This is a genomic window from Bradyrhizobium sp. USDA 241, assembly GCF_049739505.1.
GTDB classification, from domain to species: domain Bacteria; phylum Pseudomonadota; class Alphaproteobacteria; order Rhizobiales; family Xanthobacteraceae; genus Bradyrhizobium; species Bradyrhizobium liaoningense.
This window is the reverse complement of record NZ_JBMGPZ010000005.1, coordinates 2,461,134-2,482,016: the sequence shown is the minus strand read 5'-3', so window position 1 is coordinate 2,482,016 and position 20,883 is coordinate 2,461,134. Positions and strand designations below refer to the sequence as shown.

Annotated in this window: 11 protein-coding genes and 1 pseudogene; all 12 read right to left on the bottom strand. The window is 63.2% G+C overall.

The annotated features are described in order from the left end of the window. Positions 1–28 precede the first annotated feature (28 nt). Entirely contained in the window at positions 29–2,101 is a 2,073-nt protein-coding gene (fusA, locus tag ABIF91_RS33750) for an elongation factor G (protein ID WP_028177964.1), read from the bottom strand. Positions 2,102–2,133: 32 nt separating this feature from the next. Continuing rightward, a complete protein-coding gene (rpsG, locus tag ABIF91_RS33745) occupies positions 2,134–2,604 on the bottom strand; it encodes a 30S ribosomal protein S7 (RefSeq protein ID WP_018647239.1) in 471 nt (156 codons plus the stop codon). A gap of 15 nt (positions 2,605–2,619) precedes the next feature. Then, on the bottom strand, positions 2,620–2,991 hold the full coding sequence (rpsL, locus tag ABIF91_RS33740) for a 30S ribosomal protein S12 (RefSeq protein ID WP_007603006.1): 372 nt from the start codon (positions 2,989–2,991) through the stop codon (positions 2,620–2,622). A gap of 854 nt (positions 2,992–3,845) precedes the next feature. Next, entirely contained in the window at positions 3,846–5,855 is a 2,010-nt protein-coding gene (locus tag ABIF91_RS33735) for an ABC transporter ATP-binding protein (protein WP_028177963.1), read from the bottom strand. A gap of 132 nt (positions 5,856–5,987) precedes the next feature. Beyond that, positions 5,988–8,042, bottom strand: a complete 2,055-nt coding sequence (locus ABIF91_RS33730) for an FAD-dependent oxidoreductase (RefSeq protein ID WP_028177962.1) — start codon at positions 8,040–8,042, stop codon at positions 5,988–5,990. Positions 8,043–8,236: 194 nt separating this feature from the next. Further along, a pseudogene (gene rpoC, locus ABIF91_RS33725) lies at positions 8,237–12,434 on the bottom strand (DNA-directed RNA polymerase subunit beta'). Positions 12,435–12,562: 128 nt separating this feature from the next. Next, entirely contained in the window at positions 12,563–16,687 is a 4,125-nt protein-coding gene (gene rpoB / locus ABIF91_RS33720) for a DNA-directed RNA polymerase subunit beta (RefSeq protein ID WP_027574048.1), read from the bottom strand. Positions 16,688–17,168: 481 nt separating this feature from the next. Beyond that, a complete protein-coding gene (rplL, locus tag ABIF91_RS33715; RefSeq protein WP_028177960.1) occupies positions 17,169–17,546 on the bottom strand; it encodes a 50S ribosomal protein L7/L12 in 378 nt (125 codons plus the stop codon). Positions 17,547–17,600: 54 nt separating this feature from the next. After that, positions 17,601–18,119, bottom strand: a complete 519-nt coding sequence (gene rplJ, locus ABIF91_RS33710; RefSeq protein ID WP_028177959.1) for a 50S ribosomal protein L10 — start codon at positions 18,117–18,119, stop codon at positions 17,601–17,603. A gap of 584 nt (positions 18,120–18,703) precedes the next feature. Further along, the gene (locus ABIF91_RS33705) at positions 18,704–19,657 is read right to left on the bottom strand and encodes a 2-hydroxyacid dehydrogenase (protein WP_028177958.1); all 954 of its coding nucleotides are present in this window, start codon (positions 19,655–19,657) and stop codon (positions 18,704–18,706) included. Positions 19,658–19,747: 90 nt separating this feature from the next. Beyond that, on the bottom strand, positions 19,748–20,440 hold the full coding sequence (gene rplA / locus ABIF91_RS33700; protein ID WP_028177957.1) for a 50S ribosomal protein L1: 693 nt from the start codon (positions 20,438–20,440) through the stop codon (positions 19,748–19,750). Positions 20,441–20,446: 6 nt separating this feature from the next. Then, complete coding sequence (gene rplK, locus ABIF91_RS33695; RefSeq protein WP_008136439.1) at positions 20,447–20,875, bottom strand: 50S ribosomal protein L11; 429 nt, start codon at positions 20,873–20,875, stop codon at positions 20,447–20,449. Between the last annotated feature and the right edge of the window lie 8 nt (positions 20,876–20,883).

Genomic DNA, 20,883 nt, shown 5'->3' with positions numbered 1-20,883 from the left:
TCAATCGTCAGCTTGAGACCGACGACAATCAGGCAAACTTCTTCTGGACTTCTGCCGACACGTTGGCCGGCGCTTCTGCGTAGTGGTCGAACTGCATGGTGAAGGTCGCGCGACCCTGGCTCATCGAGCGCAGATTGTTCACGTAACCAAACATGTTCATGAGCGGCACCATCGCGTTGATGACGTTGGCGTTGCCGCGCATGTCCTGTCCCTGGATCTGACCGCGCCGGGAATTCAGATCGCCGATGACCGAGCCGGTGTAGTCTTCCGGGGTCACCACTTCGACCTTCATGATCGGCTCGAGCAGGACGGACTTGCCCATCTGCAGCGCTTCGCGGAAGCAGGCGCGCGAAGCGATTTCGAAGGCGAGCGCCGACGAGTCGACGTCGTGGTACTTGCCGTCGACGAGCGTCACCTTGACATCGACCACGGGGAAGCCCGCGACCACGCCCGACGACAGCACGCTCTCCAGGCCCTTCTCGACGCCGGGAATGTATTCCTTCGGCACCGCGCCGCCGACGATCTTCGATTCGAACTCGTAGCCCTTGCCGGGCTCGTTCGGCTCGACGATGAACGACACGGCCGCGAACTGGCCGGTACCGCCGGTCTGCTTCTTGTGGGTGTAGCTGTGCTCCACCCGCTTGGTGACGCGCTCACGGAAGGCCACCTGCGGCGCACCGATATTGGCGTCGACCTTGTAGGTACGCTTGAGGATGTCGACCTTGATGTCGAGGTGGAGTTCGCCCATGCCCTTGAGGATGGTCTGGCCGGACTCGTGGTCGGTCGACACGCGGAAGGACGGATCCTCCGCAGCGAGCTTTGCCAGCGCCACGCCCAGCTTCTCCTGGTCGGCCTTGGACTTCGGCTCGATCGCGATCTCGATGACCGGCTCGGGGAATTCCATCTTCTCCAGGATCACCTGCTTGTCGGGATCGCACAGCGTGTCACCGGTGCGCGCTTCCTTCAGGCCCGCCAGCGCGACGATGTCGCCGGCATAGGCTTCCTTGATGTCCTCGCGGTTGTTCGCATGCATCAAGAGCATGCGCCCGATCCGCTCCTTCTTCTCGCGGGTCGAGTTCACGACGCCGGTGCCGCTCTGCAGAATGCCGGAGTAGATGCGGCAGAAGGTGATGGTGCCGACGAACGGGTCGTCCATGATCTTGAACGCGAGCAGCGCCAGGGGCTCCTTGTCGTCCGCCTTGCGCACGACTTCGTTACCCTTGTCATCGGTGCCCTTGATCGCAGGCACGTCGAGCGGCGACGGCAGATAATCGACGACGGCGTCGAGCAGCGGCTGCACGCCCTTGTTCTTGAAGGCCGAGCCGCACAGCACGGGATAGAACGCGCCAGTCAGCACCGCCTTGCGGATCAGCCGCTTCAGCGTCGCCTCGTCCGGCTCCTTGCCATCGAGATAGGCGGCCATGGCGTCGTCGTCGAGCTCGACGGCCGCTTCCACCATCTTCTCGCGGTATTCCTTGGCCTGGTCGACGAGGTCTTCCGGAATGTCGACATAGTCGAACTTGGCGCCGAGCGATTCATCGTTCCAGACGACGCCCTTCATCTTCACGAGGTCGACGAGACCCTTGAAGTTGTTCTCGGCACCGATCGGAAGCTGGATCGCGACGGGCTTCGCGCCAAGACGGTCGACGATGTCGGACAGACACTTGAAGAAGTCCGCACCGATCTTGTCCATCTTGTTGGCGAAGACGATGCGCGGAACCTTGTACTTGTCGCCCTGGCGCCAGACGGTCTCGGTCTGGGGCTCGACGCCCTGGTTCGAGTCGAGCACGCAGACGGCGCCGTCGAGCACGCGCAAGCTGCGCTCGACCTCGATGGTGAAGTCGACGTGGCCAGGCGTGTCGATGATATTCAGGCGCTTGCCGTTCCAGAACGCGGTGGTGGCGGCCGAAGTGATCGTGATGCCACGCTCCTGCTCCTGCTCCATCCAGTCCATCGTCGCGGCACCTTCGTGCACTTCGCCGATCTTGTGGCTCTTGCCGGTGTAATAGAGGATGCGCTCGGTCGTCGTGGTCTTGCCGGCGTCGATATGCGCCATGATACCGAAGTTACGGTAGTCCTCGATGGCATGTTGGCGGGGCATGGGCGTTCCTTGCGAGTCCGAGTGTGTCGCCGTTACCAGCGATAGTGCGAGAAGGCGCGGTTGGCTTCCGCCATGCGATGCACGTCTTCGCGCTTCTTGACGGCGTTCCCCCGATTATTCGATGCGTCCAAGAGCTCCGCCGAGAGCCGCTCGGTCATCGTCTTCTCGTTGCGCTCACGCGCAGCCGCGATCAGCCAGCGGATGCCCAAGGCCTGACGGCGGGTCGAACGAACCTCGACCGGAACCTGGTAGGTCGCGCCGCCGACGCGGCGGGAGCGCACTTCGATGGTCGGCATGACGTTCTCGAGCGCCTGCTCGAACACGCCGAGCGGGTTCTGCTTGGTCTTGCTTTCGATGATGCCGAACGCGCCGTAGACGATACCTTCGGCGACCGACTTCTTGCCGGCGTACATCACCGAGTTCATGAACTTCGTGACGATGATGTTCCCGAACTTCGGATCGGGAAGGACTTCACGCTTTTCAGCAGAATGGCGACGAGACATGGACCTGGTTCCCGCTTACTTCGGACGCTTGGCGCCGTACTTCGAACGACGCTGCTTACGGTTCTTGACGCCCTGGGTATCCAGAACGCCGCGGAGGATGTGGTAGCGCACGCCCGGCAAGTCCTTGACGCGGCCGCCGCGGATCATGACCACCGAGTGCTCCTGGAGGTTATGGCCCTCGCCGGGGATGTAGCCGATCACCTCGAAGCCGTTGGTCAGGCGCACCTTGGCGACCTTACGAAGCGCCGAGTTCGGCTTCTTCGGGGTCGTGGTGTAGACGCGAGTGCAAACACCACGCTTCTGCGGCGACTGCTGCAGCGCCGGCACCTTCTTGCGCGACTTCTGCACTTCACGCGGTTGAGCGATCAGCTGGTTGATCGTCGGCATCCTGGCCTTACCCTTTGTTCTGCCGCGGCCCCTTCCGGGTCCGCTGTCTTGCCGCGGCCCGTTGCCGGAACCGCAAATTCTTTCGAGCCACCCGCCCGACGAGGCCACCTCATGCGAACAATCCGCACAAAGCGAAATTGCGCCAACCGCTCGATCAGCGAGCGGAAAGCGCTTCGACGCCACAGAGGACCGCAGTATCGAAGCCGTTCAGCGTATAGCCGCGGCCCGCGCACTGAGGTCATGCATCCGAATTCGATCTCAAGAGAACGTGCTCAAGAGAACTAAAGTCGCACTGGCATTGCCTAGCTATGATCGACAGCGTTTGAGCGGCATTCGTCGAGGTTGGTGCCCGTCTTGCACGATCCCTCGTGGACTTGGTCCTTTGGGATCAACGGGTGGCCCGTTCCGACGCTGGCGATGCTCACCGCCTGTCGTTAAGTGAGGCGCTTTCTATAGGCGAGAATCGGTCCAGTCAAGGCGAAACGACAGTCAGAAAGCGCTTCATGCGCCTGCAGAAATAGCGTCTTCGGTGCCCTCACCACGCCAGCCCGATCGCGGAACGAAGGGCCTGCTCTGTCAGCTCCGACGACATTATACCCGGATTAAATATACTTTTATTGCCAAACCGAAGCTCTTTTCCGCTGCCATGACCGAATCCGCCTTGTGCGGCGGGGATCCAGGGCAATCGCCTGCCGTGAAACCCGGTCGCGCCAGCGATCTCCGGGCAGCGTGGATCCGTCGGCGGGAGTTGATGCCGCCCAACCTAAGGAAACCAAGAATCAGCGGCTCCGCTCCCGCCGAACGATTTGCATCCGGGAATCACCGAGCCTGAGCTGCAGTGCCCAGCCCGGTCACTACTCGTCCTCTTCGTCATCGAGATCGTCTTCGTCGTCATCGCTTCTGTCGTCGTCGTGAGCCGGCGCGCCATGCGGCTGGTGGATCTGGTCGTTCCACAGCTTGCGATAGGAACCGTTCTTGGCGAGCAATTCGGCGTGGGAGCCGCGCTCGATCGCCCTACCCCCTGAAATCACGATGATCTCGTCCATCTCGACCACCGAGGTCAGGCGGTGAGTCGACCAGATCATGGTGCGGCCCTTGGCGATCTTGAGCAGCGTGCGGTTGATCGCGGCTTCCGTGGTCTGGTCGAGCGCCGAGGTGGCCTCGTCCAGCAGCAGCACCGACGGGTTGCGGATGATTGCGCGCGCGATTGCGATGCGCTGGCGCTGGCCGCCAGACAGCGTGTCTCCACGCTCGCCGACCGGCGTGTCGTATCGCTGCGGCAGGCTCATGATGTAGCGGTGGATCTCGGCCTTCTTGGCCGCCTCCTCCACCTCCGCGTCGGTCGCCCCCTCCTTGCCGAGCCGGATGTTCTCGCGGATCGACATGTTGAACAGCATGTTCTCCTGGAACACCACCGCCATGCTCCGGCGCAGCGAATCCAGCGTCACCTTGCGAACGTCGACGCCGTCGATGGTGACGCGGCCTTCGTCGGGCACGTAGAGCCGCAGGATCAGATTGAGCAGCGTGCTCTTGCCGGAGCCGCTCGGACCGACGATCGCGATGCGCTTGCCGGCATTGAGCTTGAGGCTGAGATTGTCCAGCACCGGCGTCTGGCTGCCCTCATACCGGAAGGTGACGTGATCGAAAGTGATGTCGTTGGTGATACGCGGCAGATCGGGCGCGCCGGGGCGATCGGCGCCGCGGGTCGGCTCGTCGAGCAGTTCCTGGATGTGGCGAATCGCGGCGGCCGAGGAGATCGACACCGGGATGAAATGCATCACATGAGCGATGTTGTAGGAAACCTCCCAGAACGCGCTCTCGAAGGTGACGAAGGTGCCGATCGTGATCTGGCCCTTGGTCGCGAGATACGCGCCGATCGCGAGCACCACGAGGTGCAGGAGGAGCACCGAGATGGTGACCGTCCGCTCTACCATGGTCGAGAGGAACGCCGCCGAGGCGATCTTGTTGCGGGTCTCGTCATTGCGCAAGCTGAAGAAGCCGAACATCTTGCGTTGCAGGCTGAACGCCTTGATCACGGCCTGGGCGGCCACGTTCTCCTGCACCATGCCGAGCAGCGCCGACTCGTTGAGCTTCTGCTCGTAGTTGGCCTGCACCGCCTTGGACGTCAGGATCCGCGGGCCGATCAGCGTGATCGGAAACACCAGCAGCGCGACGACGGCGAGCTGCCAGTTCAGGAACAGCATCAGGATGATGCCCGCGACCAGTTCCAGGAACGGCAGCGCGGCACTGTTGGCAAAGGTCTTGACCGAGCCTTCAAAGGCCGAGAGATCGACCGAAAAGCGCGACAGGATCTCGCCGCGCCTGGTGCGGCCGAAATAACCCGCCGGCAGGTCCTGGACGTGCTCGAACAGCCGCTTGCGGACGTCGGAGATGATGCAGGCGGCGAGCCGCGCATCCCAGCGCTCGTACCAGACGGCAACGATCGAGGTGAAGATGCCGGCGACCGCAAGCACGCCGAGGATCTTGTACAGCGCCTGGAAATCCTCCTCCCCGAGCGCCTCGTCGATCAGGAACTTGAGGCTGAGCGGCATGATGACGTTGAACAGCGTCTCCACGAAGACGCCGAACGCCACGTATGACAGCATCCGCTTGTAGTTCGTCAGATAGGGTTTGACGAATCCGACGATGGTCGCGAGCGCGCCGGCGGCTTCGCGCGCGGTAAAGACGACGAGGTCCTCGTCCTCATCGTCATTATCATCGTCGAGCGCGTCATCCCCCTCGTCTTCGCCGTCCTCGTCCTCTTCGAGGTCCGGCTTGGCAGCGGAGGCGAGCTTGTCGTCGAGCTCGGCCGCCTCTTCCGCGGCGAGCTTCTGTTTGTCGGGCGAGAGAGGCTTGGAAGCCATGAAACCAACCGATGCTGACGGCCGGCATGACCGCAGAGAAAGCAGGACATAGCGGCAACCGCTATTGCAGCGATTCTATGCGATCAAGATGAATTCGGCAAAACAATTGCCGATTCGATCCGCGCCCCGCGGCTAGTCCTCGTCCTCGACCTTGTCGAAGAAGGAATAGCGCAAGCTGTCGGCGTCGGCGTACCACTGCCCCGGCCCCTTGTTGGCGGCGAGCGTCGCCTCCCAGAGGGCATCGGTGCAATCCTTGCGGTGCATCGACAGGTCGAAACCGTTGCCGAAGAACAGTTCGGACCATTCCCACCAGGTGCCGAGCTTCTTGACCCCGCGCAGCAGGTCGTAGCGGTCGATCAGGGCCGGCGCCATATCCGAGGTGACCGAGCCGAACACGAGGCCGGTCTTGACCACGCGGTTGAGCTCGCGGATCGCACGGGCCACCTGCTTCGGGGAAACGTGGCAGAGGCTGGTCTCGAACACGAAGTCGAACGTGCCGTCCTTGAACGGCATGTCGGTGATCGAGCCGAGCTTGTTGTACTTCTTCAGCGCTTTCGGCGTCTTGGCGTGGATGGCGCGGTTGTTCTCGATTCCCCGTGCATCGATGCCGCGATCGCGCAGCGCGCCGACCAGCTCACCGCTGGCGGCCCCCGCGACCAGCAGCTTGGCGCCCGTTGCCTTGCCCCAGACGATCCCGATCAGCTTGGCGAGATAGTCGGGATCGGTGAAGTGGCGCCACGCCTCGTGATAGGGGCCGAGGCCGCGGTAGTTCTCGAAATAGTCGCGGTCGATCTTGTCCGACAGCGGCTTGTCGTCCTGTGCGCGCTCGCGGCGCAGGCGCATCATCTCGGTCAGGATGATGTCGGTCGCCGCATCCGAAGAATCGAGCAGGCCGTTCAGCGTCGAGTCGAACAGATAGTCGCCGACGACCACGATGCCGGGATGCTCCTTCGGCTCGGGCCGGTGGTTGGTCATCACGTCGCGCACGGGCAGACCGCCGGGAATCGCGTTCACCGACGACAGCCAGCGGTGGATCTTGCCTTCCATGAAATGCGAACGCGCATCGCCGAGAGAAGCCGGCAGCGATTTCAGGGCGGCATCGATCAGCTCCTGATCCGACAGATTGGCAAAAGCCAGCGCGTCGGAGCCGGGAATGAGCCAGTTCAGAACGCCATGCTTGCCGACGTCGTGGCGCGCGCCCTCGTTGTAGACGCAGCAGCCGCCGAAAGCCTCCGACATGAACCAGGCGCCTGGAATCTTCTCGCCCCAGAACGGCTCGTCGAACAGAATCGAGACGCGCAGATAGTGCGCGGGGCGATCGAAATAGGCGACGTGCTTGACCATCGACTTGCGCAGCTGCTCGCCCTCCCAGCTGAGGGTGGCGAGCCACGAATGCGGCAGGCAGACCAGGACGAGATCGAAGTCGCGCGTCTCCGGTCCCTTGCCGTTCATCATCTTGAGCTGATAGCGGCCGGTCGGCGCCTTGCCGACGGTGAGCACGCGGTGATTGAGCTGGATGTCGGCATTGACCTCCGACTGCAGGCACTCGATCAGCTGCTCGTTGCCGTTCTGGATGGAATAGAGGCCGATATAGCCGTCGACATCCATCAGATAGTTCTTGAGCGCGTTGAGACCGTTCGTGTTGTGGCTCTCGGTCGCGATGTCGGAGCGGGCCATGACCTTGAAGAAACGCTTTGCCGTCTCGTCCTCGACCTCCTCGTCGAGCACCTGCTCGGCGGTCTTGTAAGCCCAGGGATTCTCGTTGTCGTGCGCGCCGACGCCCTCGTAATATTCGACCGGCGACAACATCTCGGTGCAGCGCTCGCGGAATGCCTCGATCGCGGCCGCGGTCTTGGCGCCGTATTTGCGGCGCATGCCGGGCACGTCATTGAGGAGCTCGCCGCCGAAATGCACCTGCTCGGCATCCATCGGAATGGTCTGGAGGCCGAAATGCTGGATCAGCTCGCGCAGCGGGTCCGGCCCCGTCATCGAGTAGTCGTAGATCTCGGCAACGCCGGCCTCGTACATCGCGGGCGCCGAATCGAATTTGCGCGTGACGATCTTGCCGCCAAGCCGGTCGGAGGCCTCGTAGATGGTGACGCGGCAGAGATCGCCGAGCTTACGCTTCAGATACCAGGCGCTCATCAGCCCGCCGGGGCCGCCGCCTACGATTGCGAGATCAAGCATATGAGTTCCGTGGTCCTCCGGCGCTGCCCCCCATCACGGGACCACCGGTCTAAGCTCTCCTAGCAGAAGCGCTTTTACGGCTGAAGGAAAGATGAACAAAGGCTGATCCTGCATCGCAGCAAGCAAAGAAAGCAGCAAAAAGGCCGGCAAAAGCCGGCCTTTTCATTGTCCTCGGTATTCCTACGGATGAACGATCATTCCGCAGGCGGCAGCGCAGGAAGCTCAGCTTCCGGTGCCGGCGACACGACGGCCGTCTGCTTTTCGCGCTCGTCCAGGATCAGCTTGTCGCGCTTCATGGCGACTTCGCGGATCTTGGCCATGGAGGCGCCGGTGCCCGCCGGGATCAGCCGGCCGACGATGACGTTCTCCTTGAGGCCCTCGAGCGGATCGATCTTGCCGTTGACCGCCGCCTCGGTGAGGACGCGTGTGGTCTCCTGGAACGATGCCGCCGAGAAGAAGGACCGGGTCTGGAGGCTCGCCTTGGTGATGCCGAGCAGAACCGGCGTTCCCGTGGCGGGCTTCTTGCCCTCTTCCTTGGCCTTCGCGTTCAGCGCGTCGAACTCGATCTTGTCGACCTGCTCGCCGGAGATCATGTCCGTATCGCCCTGATCGGTGATTTCCACCTTCTGGAGCATCTGACGAACAATCACCTCGATGTGCTTGTCGTTGATGAGCACGCCCTGCAGCCGGTAGACCTCCTGGATCTCGTTGACCAGATAGGCCGCGAGTTCCTCGATGCCCTTCACCGCTAGGATGTCGTGCGGCGCCGGATTGCCCTCCACGATGAAGTCGCCCTTTTCGACGACGTCGCCGTCCTGAAGGTGGATGTGCTTGCCCTTCGGGATCAGGTACTCGCGCGGCTCGTCGGTCTTGTCCATCGGCTCGATCGAGATGCGGCGCTTGTTCTTGTAGTCGCGCCCGAACCGGATGGTGCCCGCGATTTCGGCGATGATCGCCGCATCCTTCGGACGCCGAGCCTCGAACAGTTCCGCCACCCGCGGCAGACCGCCGGTGATGTCACGCGTCTTGGCGCTTTCGGTCGAGACACGGGCGAGGATGTCGCCCGGCTGTACCTTGGCACCGATGTCGACCGAGAGAATGGCATCGACCGACAGCATGTAGCGGGCATCGCCGCCACGGGCGAGCTTGAGCACCTTGCCGTCCTTGCCCTTCACCACGATGGCCGGACGCAGGTCCGCGCCGCCGCGCGTCGAGCGCCAGTCGATGACCACGCGCTTGGCGATACCGGTGGCTTCGTCGAGCGTTTCCGAGATCGACTGCCCCTCGACCAGATCCTCGAAACCGATGGTGCCTTCGACTTCGGTGAGCAGCGGCCGGGTGTAGGGATCCCACTCGACGATGCGCTGGCCGCGCTTGACCATGTCGCCCTCGTCGACGTGCAGGCGCGAACCGTACTGGATACGGTGCGTCGCACGCTCGGTGCCGTCGGCATCGACGATCGCGACGACCATGTTGCGCACCATCGCGATCAGGTGACCTTCGCTGTTGCGGGCGATGGCCTTGTTCCTGATCACGATCTTGCCGTCGAAATTGGCTTCGACGAACGACTGCTCGTTGAGCTGCGCCGCACCGCCGATGTGGAAGGTGCGCATGGTGAGCTGGGTACCCGGCTCGCCGATCGACTGCGCCCGCGATGACGCCGACTGCTTCGCCGTGGTTGACCGGCGTGCCGCGGGCGAGGTCGCGGCCGTAGCACTTGCCGCAGATGCCGTTGACGAGCTCGCAGGTCAGTGCCGAGCGGATCTTCACCTCCTGCACGCCACCCTGCTGAATGGCCTCCAGATGGCTCTCTTCCATCAGCGTATCGCGCTTGATGATCACCTTGCCCGAGCTGTCACGCACGTCTTCGCAGGCCGTGCGTCCGAGGATACGCGAGCCGAGCGAGGCGACCACGGTGCCGGCATCGACGATGGCGCGCATCTTGATGCCGAGCTTGGTGCCGCAGTCGCTCTGCGTGATGATGCAGTCCTGCGCCACGTCGACGAGACGACGCGTCAGGTAGCCGGAGTTCGCGGTCTTCAACGCGGTGTCCGCGAGGCCCTTACGGGCGCCGTGGGTCGAGTTGAAGTACTCGAGCACCGAGAGGCCTTCCTTGAAGTTCGAGATGATCGGCGTCTCGATGATCTCGCCCGACGGCTTGGCCATCAGGCCGCGCATGCCGGCGAGCTGGCGCATCTGGGCCGGCGAACCGCGGGCACCGGAGTGGGCCATCATGTAGATCGAGTTGATGTCGGCGTCGGCTCCGCTCGCCGTCTTCTTGGTGGCGGAGATCTCCTTCATCATCGCCTTGGCGATTTCTTCCGTGGCCTTCGACCAGGCGTCGACGACCTTGTTGTACTTCTCGCCATGGGTGATCAGACCGTCGTTGTACTGCTGCTCGAAATCCTTCGCCAGCGTACGGGTGGTGTCGACGATCTTCCACTTGCCGTGCGGCACGACCATGTCGTCCTTGCCGAACGAAATGCCGGCCTTGAACGCGTTGTAGAAGCCGAGCGCCATGATGCGGTCGCAGAAGATCACCGTCTCCTTCTGGCCGCAGTGGCGGTAGACCTGGTCGATAACGCCGGAGATCTCGCGCTTGGTCATCAGCTTGTTGATGATCTCGTACGAGATCCGCGGGTTCTTCGGCAGCAGGTTGCCGAGCATGACGCGGCCGGCGGTGGTCTCGATCCAGCGCCTCGAGACCTTGCCGGTCTCGTCCATGCCTTCCCACCGGTACTTGATCTTGGTGTGGAGGTGGATGACCTTCGCGTGCAGCGCGTGCTCGAGCTCGGCCATGTCGCCGAACACCTTGCCCTCGCCGGGCAGGCCTTCGCGCATGATCGAGACGTAGTACAGGCCGAGCACGATGTCCTGCGACGGCACGATGATCGGCTGGCCGTTCGCCGGATGCAGGATGTTGTTGGTCGACATCATCAGGACGCGCGCTTCCAGCTGCGCTTCGAGCGACAGCGGAACGTGCACGGCCATCTGGTCGCCGTCGAAGTCGGCGTTGAACGCGGAGCAGACCAGCGGGTGGAGCTGGATCGCCTTGCCCTCGATCAGCACGGGCTCGAACGCCTGGATGCCGAGGCGATGCAGCGTCGGCGCGCGGTTGAGCAGCACCGGATGCTCGCGGATCACCTCGTCCAGGATGTCCCAGACCTCGGGCCGCTCCTTCTCGACCAGCTTCTTCGCCTGCTTCACGGTTGTGGACAGGCCCTTGGCGTCAAGCCGCGAATAGATGAACGGCTTGAACAGCTCGAGCGCCATCTTCTTCGGCAGGCCGCACTGATGCAGGCGCAGTTCGGGACCGACCACGATCACCGAACGACCCGAATAGTCGACGCGCTTGCCGAGCAGGTTCTGACGGAAGCGGCCCTGCTTGCCCTTGAGCATGTCGGCGAGCGACTTCAGCGGGCGCTTGTTGGCGCCCGTGATGACGCGGCCGCGGCGGCCGTTGTCGAACAGCGCGTCGACGGCCTCCTGAAGCATGCGCTTTTCGTTGCGGATGATGATGTCGGGTGCGCGCAGCTCCATCAGCCGCTTCAAGCGATTGTTGCGGTTGATGACGCGGCGGTAGAGGTCGTTGAGGTCGGAGGTCGCGAAGCGGCCGCCGTCGAGCGGCACCAGCGGACGCAGATCCGGCGGGATCACCGGGACCACGGTCATGATCATCCATTCCGGCTTGTTGCCGGAGTGGCGGAACGCTTCCACGATCTTCAGGCGCTTGGCGAGCTTCTTGTGCTTGATGTCGGAGTCGGTCTCCTGCATCTCGACACGCAGGGTAGCCTCGAGCTTCTCGAGGTCCATGCCCTTGAGCAGCTCGCGGATCGCTTCGGCGCCGATCATGGCGGTGAAGGAATCCTGGCCGTACTCGTCCTGCGCCTTCAGATACTCGTCTTCCGACAGCAGCTGACGGTCCTTCAGCGCGGTGAGGCCCGGCTCCAGCACGACGTAATATTCGAAGTAGAGGATCCGCTCGAGATCCTTCAGCGTCATGTCGAGCAACAGGCCGATGCGCGAGGGCAGCGACTTCAGGAACCAGATGTGGGCGACGGGAGCTGCGAGCTCGATATGGCCCATGCGCTCGCGCCGGACGCGCGACAGCGTGACCTCGACCGAGCACTTCTCGCAGATAATGCCCTTGTACTTCATGCGCTTGTACTTGCCGCACAAGCACTCGTAGTCCTTGATCGGCCCGAAGATGCGGGCGCAGAACAGGCCGTCGCGCTCGGGCTTGAAGGTCCGGTAGTTGATGGTCTCCGGCTTCTTGATCTCGCCGTAGGACCAGGACAGAATCTTCTCTGGGGACGCGATCGAGATCCGGATCTGGTCGAAGACCTGAGCCGGCGTCGTCGGGTTGAAGAGATTCATAATTTCTTGGTTCATCGTCTTCTCCTCGCGTGCCGGTCGCCTCCGGCCGCAAATTCGAAAATCATTCAACGAGGCGCCCTGCCCTCAAGGCCTCGGGAAGGGCGCCGATGCCCGGCCGCGAAGGCCGGGCATGAAAGGTCGAATTACTCGGCCGCTTCCGACGTCGGCGCCGGTCCCATCTTGGAGTTGTGCAGGTCGACGTTGAGGCCGAGCGAGCGCATTTCCTTGACCAGCACGTTGAACGATTCCGGAATACCGGCCTCGAACGTGTCGTCGCCGCGCACGATCGCCTCGTACACCTTGGTACGGCCGGCGACGTCGTCCGACTTCACCGTCAGCATCTCCTGGAGCGTGTACGCCGCGCCGTAAGCCTCGAGCGCCCACACCTCCATTTCGCCGAAGCGCTGGCCGCCGAACTGCGCCTTGCCGCCCAGCGGCTGCTGGGTGACGAGCGAGTACGGACCGATCGAACGCGCATGGATCTTGTCGTCGACCAGATGGTGCAGCTTGAGCATGTAGATGTAGCCCACCGTCACCTTGCGATCGAACGGATCGCCGGTGCGGCCGTCATAGACGGTCGACTGACCCGAAGCGTCGAGACCGGCAAGCTTCAGCATCTCCTCGATGTCGGCTTCCTTGGCACCGTCGAACACCGGCGTCGCGATCGGCACGCCGCGGCTGAGGTTATGGCCGAGTTCAAGCAGCTCGTTGTCGTTGAGCGACTTGATCGTCTCGTCCTCACCGTAGACCTTCTTCAAGGTTTCCTTCAGCGGCTTGATGTCCTGCTTCGACAGGTACGCATCGACCGTCTGGCCGATACGCTTGCCGAGGCCGGCGCAGGCCCAGCCGAGATGGGTCTCGAGGATCTGTCCGACGTTCATGCGCGAGGGCACGCCCAGCGGATTGAGCACGATGTCGGCATGCGTGCCGTCTTCGAGGAACGGCATGTCCTCGATCGGCACGATCTTCGACACCACGCCCTTGTTGCCGTGGCGGCCGGCCATCTTGTCGCCGGGCTGGATCTTGCGCTTCACCGCGACGAAGACCTTGACCATCTTCATCACGCCGGGCGGCAACTCGTCGCCGCGCTGAAGCTTCTCGACCTTGTCGAGGAAGCGCTGTTCCAGCCCCTTCTTCGACTCGTCGTACTGCTTCCGCATGGCCTCGATCTCGGCCATCAGCTTGTCGTTCGGCGAAGCGAACAGCCACCACTGCGACTTCGGGTACTCCTCGAGCACCGCACGGGTGATCTTGGTGTCCTTCTTGAAGCCTTTCGGACCCGCAATGCCCTGCCGGCCCTCAAGGAGCTCGGCGAGACGGTTGTAGACGTTGCGGTCCAGGATCGCCTGCTCGTCGTCGCGGTCCTTGGCAAGGCGCTCGATCTCTTCCCGCTCGATCGCCAGCGCACGCTCGTCCTTGTCGACGCCGTGACGGTTGAACACGCGCACTTCAACGATCGTGCCCTGCACGCCCGGGGGAACGCGCAGCGAGGTATCGCGGACGTCGGAGGCCTTCTCGCCGAAGATGGCGCGCAGGAGCTTCTCTTCCGGCGTCATCGGGCTTTCGCCCTTCGGCGTGATCTTGCCGACCAGGATGTCACCGGCGCGCACTTCCGCGCCGATGTAGACGATACCGGCTTCGTCGAGGTTCTTCAGCGCTTCTTCCGAGACGTTCGGAATGTCGCGGGTGATTTCCTCAGGTCCGAGCTTGGTGTCGCGGGCCATCACCTCGAACTCCTCGATGTGGATCGAGGTGAAGACGTCTTCCTTCACGATCCGCTCGGAGAGCAGGATCGAGTCTTCGAAGTTGTAGCCGTTCCACGGCATGAACGCGACCAGCACGTTGCGGCCGAGCGCGAGCTCGCCGAGATCGGTCGACGGACCGTCAGCGATGATGTCGCCCTTCTTGACGATGTCGCCGACCTTCACCAGCGGACGCTGGTTGATGCAGGTCGACTGGTTGGAGCGCTGGTACTTCATCAGACGATAGATATCGACGCCCGACTTGGTGGGATCGAGATCTTCCGTGGCACGGATGACGACGCGGGTGGCGTCGATCTGGTCGATCACGCCCGAACGGCGCGCCGCGATCGCGGCGCCCGAGTCACGGGCAACCACGCCCTCCATGCCGGTACCGACGAACGGCGCCTCGGCGCGAACCAGCGGCACCGCCTGACGCTGCATGTTCGAGCCCATCAGCGCGCGGTTGGCGTCGTCGTTCTCGAGGAACGGGATCAGCGCCGCGGCGACCGAAACGAGCTGCTTCGGCGACACGTCCATGTAGTCGACCTTGTCGGGCGTCATCGGCACGACGTCGCGGGTCCCGCTCGAGCGGCAGACCACGAGGTCTTCGGTGAAGCGACCCTTGGCGTCGACCGGCACGTTGGCCTGGGCCACCGAATAGCGCCCCTCTTCCATCGCCGACAGGTACACCACCTCGTCGGTAACGCGGCCGTCCTTGACCTTGCGGTACGGCGTCTCGACGAAGCCGTACTTGTTCACGCGCGCGAAGGTCGCGAGCGAGTTGATCAGGCCGATGTTCGGACCTTCCGGCGTCTCGATCGGGCAGATGCGGCCGTAGTGCGTCGGATGCACGTCGCGCACCTCGAAGCCGGCGCGCTCGCGGGTCAGACCGCCCGGTCCGAGCGCCGACAGACGGCGCTTGTGGGTGATCTCCGACAGCGGGTTGGTCTGGTCCATGAACTGCGAGAGCTGCGAGGAACCGAAGAACTCGCGCACGGCGGCGGCCGCCGGCTTGGCGTTGATCAGGTCCTGCGGCATGACCGTGTCGATATCGACCGAGGACATGCGCTCCTTGATCGCGCGCTCCATGCGCAAGAGGCCGATGCGGTACTGGTTCTCCATGAGTTCGCCGACCGAACGCACACGGCGGTTGCCGAGATGGTCGATGTCGTCGATCTCGCCCTTGCCGTCGCGCAGATCCACCAGCGTCTTGATGACGGAGAGGATGTCCTCCTTGCGCAGCGTGCGCTGGGTGTCGGGCGCATCGAGGTCGAGGCGCATGTTCATCTTGACGCGGCCGACCGCGGACAGGTCGTAGCGTTCGGCGTCGAAGAACAGCGACTGGAACATGGCCTGCGCCGATTCCAGCGTCGGCGGCTCGCCCGGACGCATCACGCGGTAGATGTCGAACAGCGCATCCTCACGCGTCATGTTCTTGTCGGCCGACAGCGTGTTGCGGATGTAGGGGCCGACATTGACGTGGTCGATGTCGAGCAGCGGCAGCTCCTTGTAACCCTGCTCGTTGAGCGCCTTCATCAGCTTGTCGGTGATTTCCTCACCGGCCTCGGCGTGGATCTCACCGGTCTTCGGGTTGACGAGATCCTCGGCGACGTAGTTGCCGACCAGCTCCTCGTCGGCCATGCGCAGCGCCTTCAGCCCCTTCTCCTGGAGCTGGCGGGCGGCGCGGACGGTGAGCTTCTTGCCGGCCTCGAGCACGACCTTGCCGGTGTCGGCGTCGATCAGGTCGTTGACGGTCGAGTAGCCGCGGAAACGGTTGGCGTCGAACGGAACGCGCCAGCCTTCCTTGGTCCGCTTGTAGAGTATCTTCTTGTAGAACGTGGACAGGATCGCCTCGCCGTCGAGACCGAGGGCGAACATCAGCGACGTCACCGGAATCTTGCGGCGACGGTCGATACGCGCATAGACGATGTCCTTGGCGTCGAACTCGATGTCGAGCCAGGAGCCGCGATACGGGATGACGCGGGCGGCGAACAGCAGCTTGCCCGAGGAATGGGTCTTGCCCTTGTCGTGGTCGAAGAACACGCCGGGCGACCGGTGCATCTGCGAGACGATGACGCGCTCGGTGCCGTTGACGATGAAGGTGCCGTTCATCGTCATGAGCGGGATGTCGCCCATGTAGACGTCCTGCTCCTTGATGTCCTTCACCGACTTCGCGCCGGTTTCCTCGTCGATATCGAACACGATGAGGCGCAGCGTCACCTTGAGGGGCGCAGCGAAGGTCATGCCGCGCTGGCGGCACTCGTCGACGTCGTATTTGGGCTGCTCGAACTCGTAGCGGACGAATTCCAGCATCGAGGTGCCCGAAAAGTCGGAGATCGGAAACACCGAGCGGAACACCGCCTGCAGACCCTCGTCGAGACGGCCGCCCGGGGGTTCGTCGACCATCAGGAACTGGTCATAGGACGCCTTCTGAACCTCGATGAGGTTCGGCATCTCGGCGACTTCCTTGATGTGTCCGAAGAACTTGCGAACACGTTTGCGACCGGTGAATGTCTGCTGCGCCATCGTGGCCTCTCATTTTCGTCGCCCGCTCTGGGCGCGCCGTCCGGAACGCGGCTGCCACCGCTCTCCGGGTTGAATTTTCGAACCCGCCTTGGGGGCCAGAGACGCAGCTTCAGGCTTGAATGTCCTGAATCTGTTCTTCAGACCTTCAAAACGCAAAACGACGCGCGGGGCGCAAGAGCGCACCCGCCCGTCACAACGATCGTCTTCACGGACTGCAAAAGCCCGAAATAGCCTGCTCTCCCAACGGCTTACAGGGAAATCCGGCATCCCTGCCCACCGCGCTTTCGTGCTGCCGACCCGATATGGGGCGACAATAGTGCAGATTCGAGGGGTAAACCCTCAAATCCCCACACTTTTTCGTGTTCGGCCTGCGTCGGGACGTTCCGTCGCACGCCTTTTGCATCTGGTCCACCCCTTGAGGAGCGGACCGGGATCCCGGACCTCGCCGATGCGCGGCCGGGATCCCGCCAGCAAGCGTTGCTTACTTGAGCTCGACCTTGGCGCCAGCCTTCTCGAGCTGGGCCTTGATCTTGTCGGCCTCTTCCTTGTTCACGCCTTCCTTCACAGGCTTCGGAGCACCCTCGACGAGGTCCTTTGCTTCCTTCAGGCCGAGACCGGTGATGGCGCGGACTTCCTTGATGACCTCGATCTTCTTGTCGCCGGCGCTGGCGAGAACGACCGTGAACTCGGTCTTCTCTTCCGCCGGAGCGGCAGCGGCGCCACCAGCAGCCGGGCCGGCCACGGCGACAGCCGCGGCGGCCGAAACGCCCCACTTCTCTTCGAGGAGCTTCGCCAGTTCGGCAGCTTCGAGCACGGTGAGGCTCGAGAGGTCGTCAACGATCTTCTGCAAGTCAGCCATTGTTCAGTTTCCTTGAGTGTAAGTCTGGTTCGGGTTTGAGTTTTGCGAAGGGCGTCAGGCCGCTTCGCCCTTTGAGGCATGAGCCTGGATGACGCGCGCGAGCTTGCCCGCGGGCGCGTTGGCGAGCTGGGCCAGCTTGGTCGCCGGGGCCACGATCAGGCCGACGATCTTGCCGCGCAGCTCGTCAAGCGACGGCAGCGAGGCAAGCGCCTTCACGCCGTCGACATTCAGGACGGTCTTGCCCATCGACCCGCCAACGATGACGAACTTTTCGTTCGCCTTGGCAAATTCGATGGCGACCTTTGGCGCCGCTACCGGATCGTTGGAAGTTGCGATCACGGTCGGCCCCTTCAGCAGGGAGCCGATGGCAACGACGTCAGTGCCTTCAAGAGCAATTTTGGCGAGACGGTTCTTCGAGACCTTCACCGACGCACCCGCCTGCTTCATCTGCTGGCGCAGCTTCTGCATCTGGGCGACGGTGAGGCCGGAATATTGAGCAACGATCGCGACGCTCGTGGTCTTGAAGACCTCGTTGAGCTGTTCGACCGCCTCTTTTTTTGCCGCTCGTTCCACAGCAAGCTCTCTCCGGTTGGCGGTCATCGCGAGAAGCGGGACCGCCGGGTTGCACCCATCGTCCCGCCGAACCTGAACCTCCGGGCCAAAAACCCATCGGACACGCCGGGCAAGACGACAATTCAAAGCCTGCCCTCCGGGAGCCCCTTGGAGGCCCACGGCGTGTCGAGGTCCGAACCAGACCCGTTTCGCGAACCCAACCGTTAAAGCTGGGCGCGAAGTGAAATCCGGTCTTCACCCGTCTATGCAGGCCATGCGATTAAGCCGTTGAGAAATCGAAATTTCCCGCAGGCGCCTGCAGTCTTGGACAGGACGAGGCCAGCCGGCGAACCGTCCGACCTCTGCCCGCATCCCACCAACCGACGGGTTTTCCTTCCTTTTCGGGCAAATCCTTGCGGACGTCCTGAAAAGGAATGATCTCCTGTCGTGTCAGGTTTTCGGAATGCGTGCACGAACGCGCCAGCCGAGGCCGGCACGTCCGGAGGCGGTTCTTTAACCGCTCTCTGCCTGCTTGCCAAGAGCAAAATTCACACCAGTTCCAATCGATTGCCGACCAGGCTTGATCTCGGCTGACAAGGCCCGATTCAGGACGATTTGACCGCGTAAGGGAGTGGTTTGCCCTCGAAGAACGCGGTCAGGTTGCCCAGAACGCAATTCTGCATGGCAACGTGCGATTCCAGGGTGTGGCCGCCGATATGCGGGGCGAAGACCACGTTCGGCAGCGCCGTCAGCGCATCGGGGGCGTGCGGTTCCGTCTCAAAGACGTCGAGGCCGGCGCCGGCGATGGTCTTGTCGGCGAGCGCCGCGACCAGGGCTTTCTCGTCGATGACGGAGCCGCGGGAAATGTTGACGACATAGCCGTCCGCGCCGAGCCGCCGAAGGATATCGGCACTGACGACGTGCTGGGTGTCGGCCCCTGCCCGGACCGCGATCATCAGGACGCTGCACCAGTCGGCCAGCGCCTCCAGAGAGGAAAAATATCGATAGGGCAGATCGTATCTGGTGCGGCTGAAATAGCCGACCTCGCTCTCGAAAGCCGCGCAGCGCAAGGCGATCTTGCGGCCGATCTCGCCCATGCCGTAGACGCCGATGCGGCGGCCGGGCATGCCGGCCTGAGGCCGCATCATTGGCGACTGTTTTGACGCCGCCCAGTCGCCACTACGGACATAGTGGTCGGCGACCAGCAGGCGCCGCGTCGCCGCGAGCATCAGGGTCATCGCAATATCGGCGACCGAGGCCGCATTGGCGCCCGGGCTGTGGCCGACGGCGATGTTGCGCGCGGCGGCCGCCTTCAGATCGACGCCGTCATAACCGGTGCCGTAGCAGATGATAGCGCCGAGATTTGGAAACAGATCCATCGCCTCCGCGCCGAGCGGGGTCCCGCCCGCAGTCAGCATCGCGCGGATACCCCTGAGCTCGTCCGCCGGAAAAACCTCGTGCGCGGGCTTGCCAGCGGTGTCGAGCAGTTCGAACCGCTCGGCGAAACGCGCCATCATCGTCTTGGGAAAGCGCGAGTAGATCAGGACTTTGTCAGCCATTGTTCTTGCTTCCGGAGAGCGCCGCCACAAACGACGAGGGGCGGAATCGGTTGCCCAATTCCGCCCCTCGCCTCATGCAATTTCCAAACCTTAGCCGAGAATGGTGCCCGGCTCGACCTTCACGCCCGGGCCCATGGTCGAGGACACCGCAACGCGCTGGATGTAAGTACCCTTGGAACCAGCCGGCTTCGCCTTGGAGACGGCATCCGCCAGGGCCTTGATGTTCTCGACCAGCTTCTCCTCGGAGAACGAGGCCTTGCCGACGCCGGCCTGCAGGATGCCGGCCTTCTCGACGCGGAACTCGACCGAGCCGCCCTTGGCACCCTTCACCGCGCTGGTGACGTCCATGGTCACGGTGCCGATCTTCGGGTTCGGCATCAGGCCGCGGGGGCCGAGCACCTTACCCAACCGGCCGACCAGCGGCATCATGTCGGGGGTGGCGATGCAGCGGTCGAAATCGATCGAGCCGTTCTGCACCTTCTCGACCAGGTCCTCGGCGCCGACGACGTCGGCACCAGCCGCCTTGGCCTCGTCGGCCTTGGCGCCCCGGGCAAACACGCCGACGCGGAGCGTACGGCCGGTGCCGTTCGGCAGGGTCACGACACCGCGGACCATCTGGTCGGCGTGACGCGGATCGACACCGAGATTGATCGCGACCTCGATGGTCTCGTCGAACTTCGCCTTGGCGCGCTCCTTGACCATCTTGATGGCGTCCGCGAGCGGGTAAAGCTTTTCGCGATCAATGCCTTCGCGGGCTTTGTTCAAACGCTTTCCGATTGCCATGACCGCTTACCCCGCAACTTCCAGACCCATCGAACGGGCAGAGCCCTCGACCATCTTCATGGCCGATTCGATGGTGTCGCAATTCAAGTCCTTCATCTTCTTCTCGGCGATCTCGCGCACCTGCGCCTTGGTCACCTTGCCGGCCTTGTCGCGGCCCGGCGCCTTCGAGCCGGACTGGATCTTGGCAGCCTGCTTGAGGAAGAAGGACATCGGGGGGGTCTTCATCTCGAACGTGAACGAACGATCGGCGTAGATCGTGATCACGACGGGAATCGGGGTGTTCTTCTCTTCCTTCTGGGTCTGGGCGTTGAACGCCTTGCAGAACTCCATGATGTTGAGACCGCGCTGACCGAGCGCGGGACCGATCGGGGGCGAAGGATTCGCCGCGCCGGCCGGGACCTGAAGCTTCAGGTATCCGGTCACTTTCTTTGCCATTTATCACT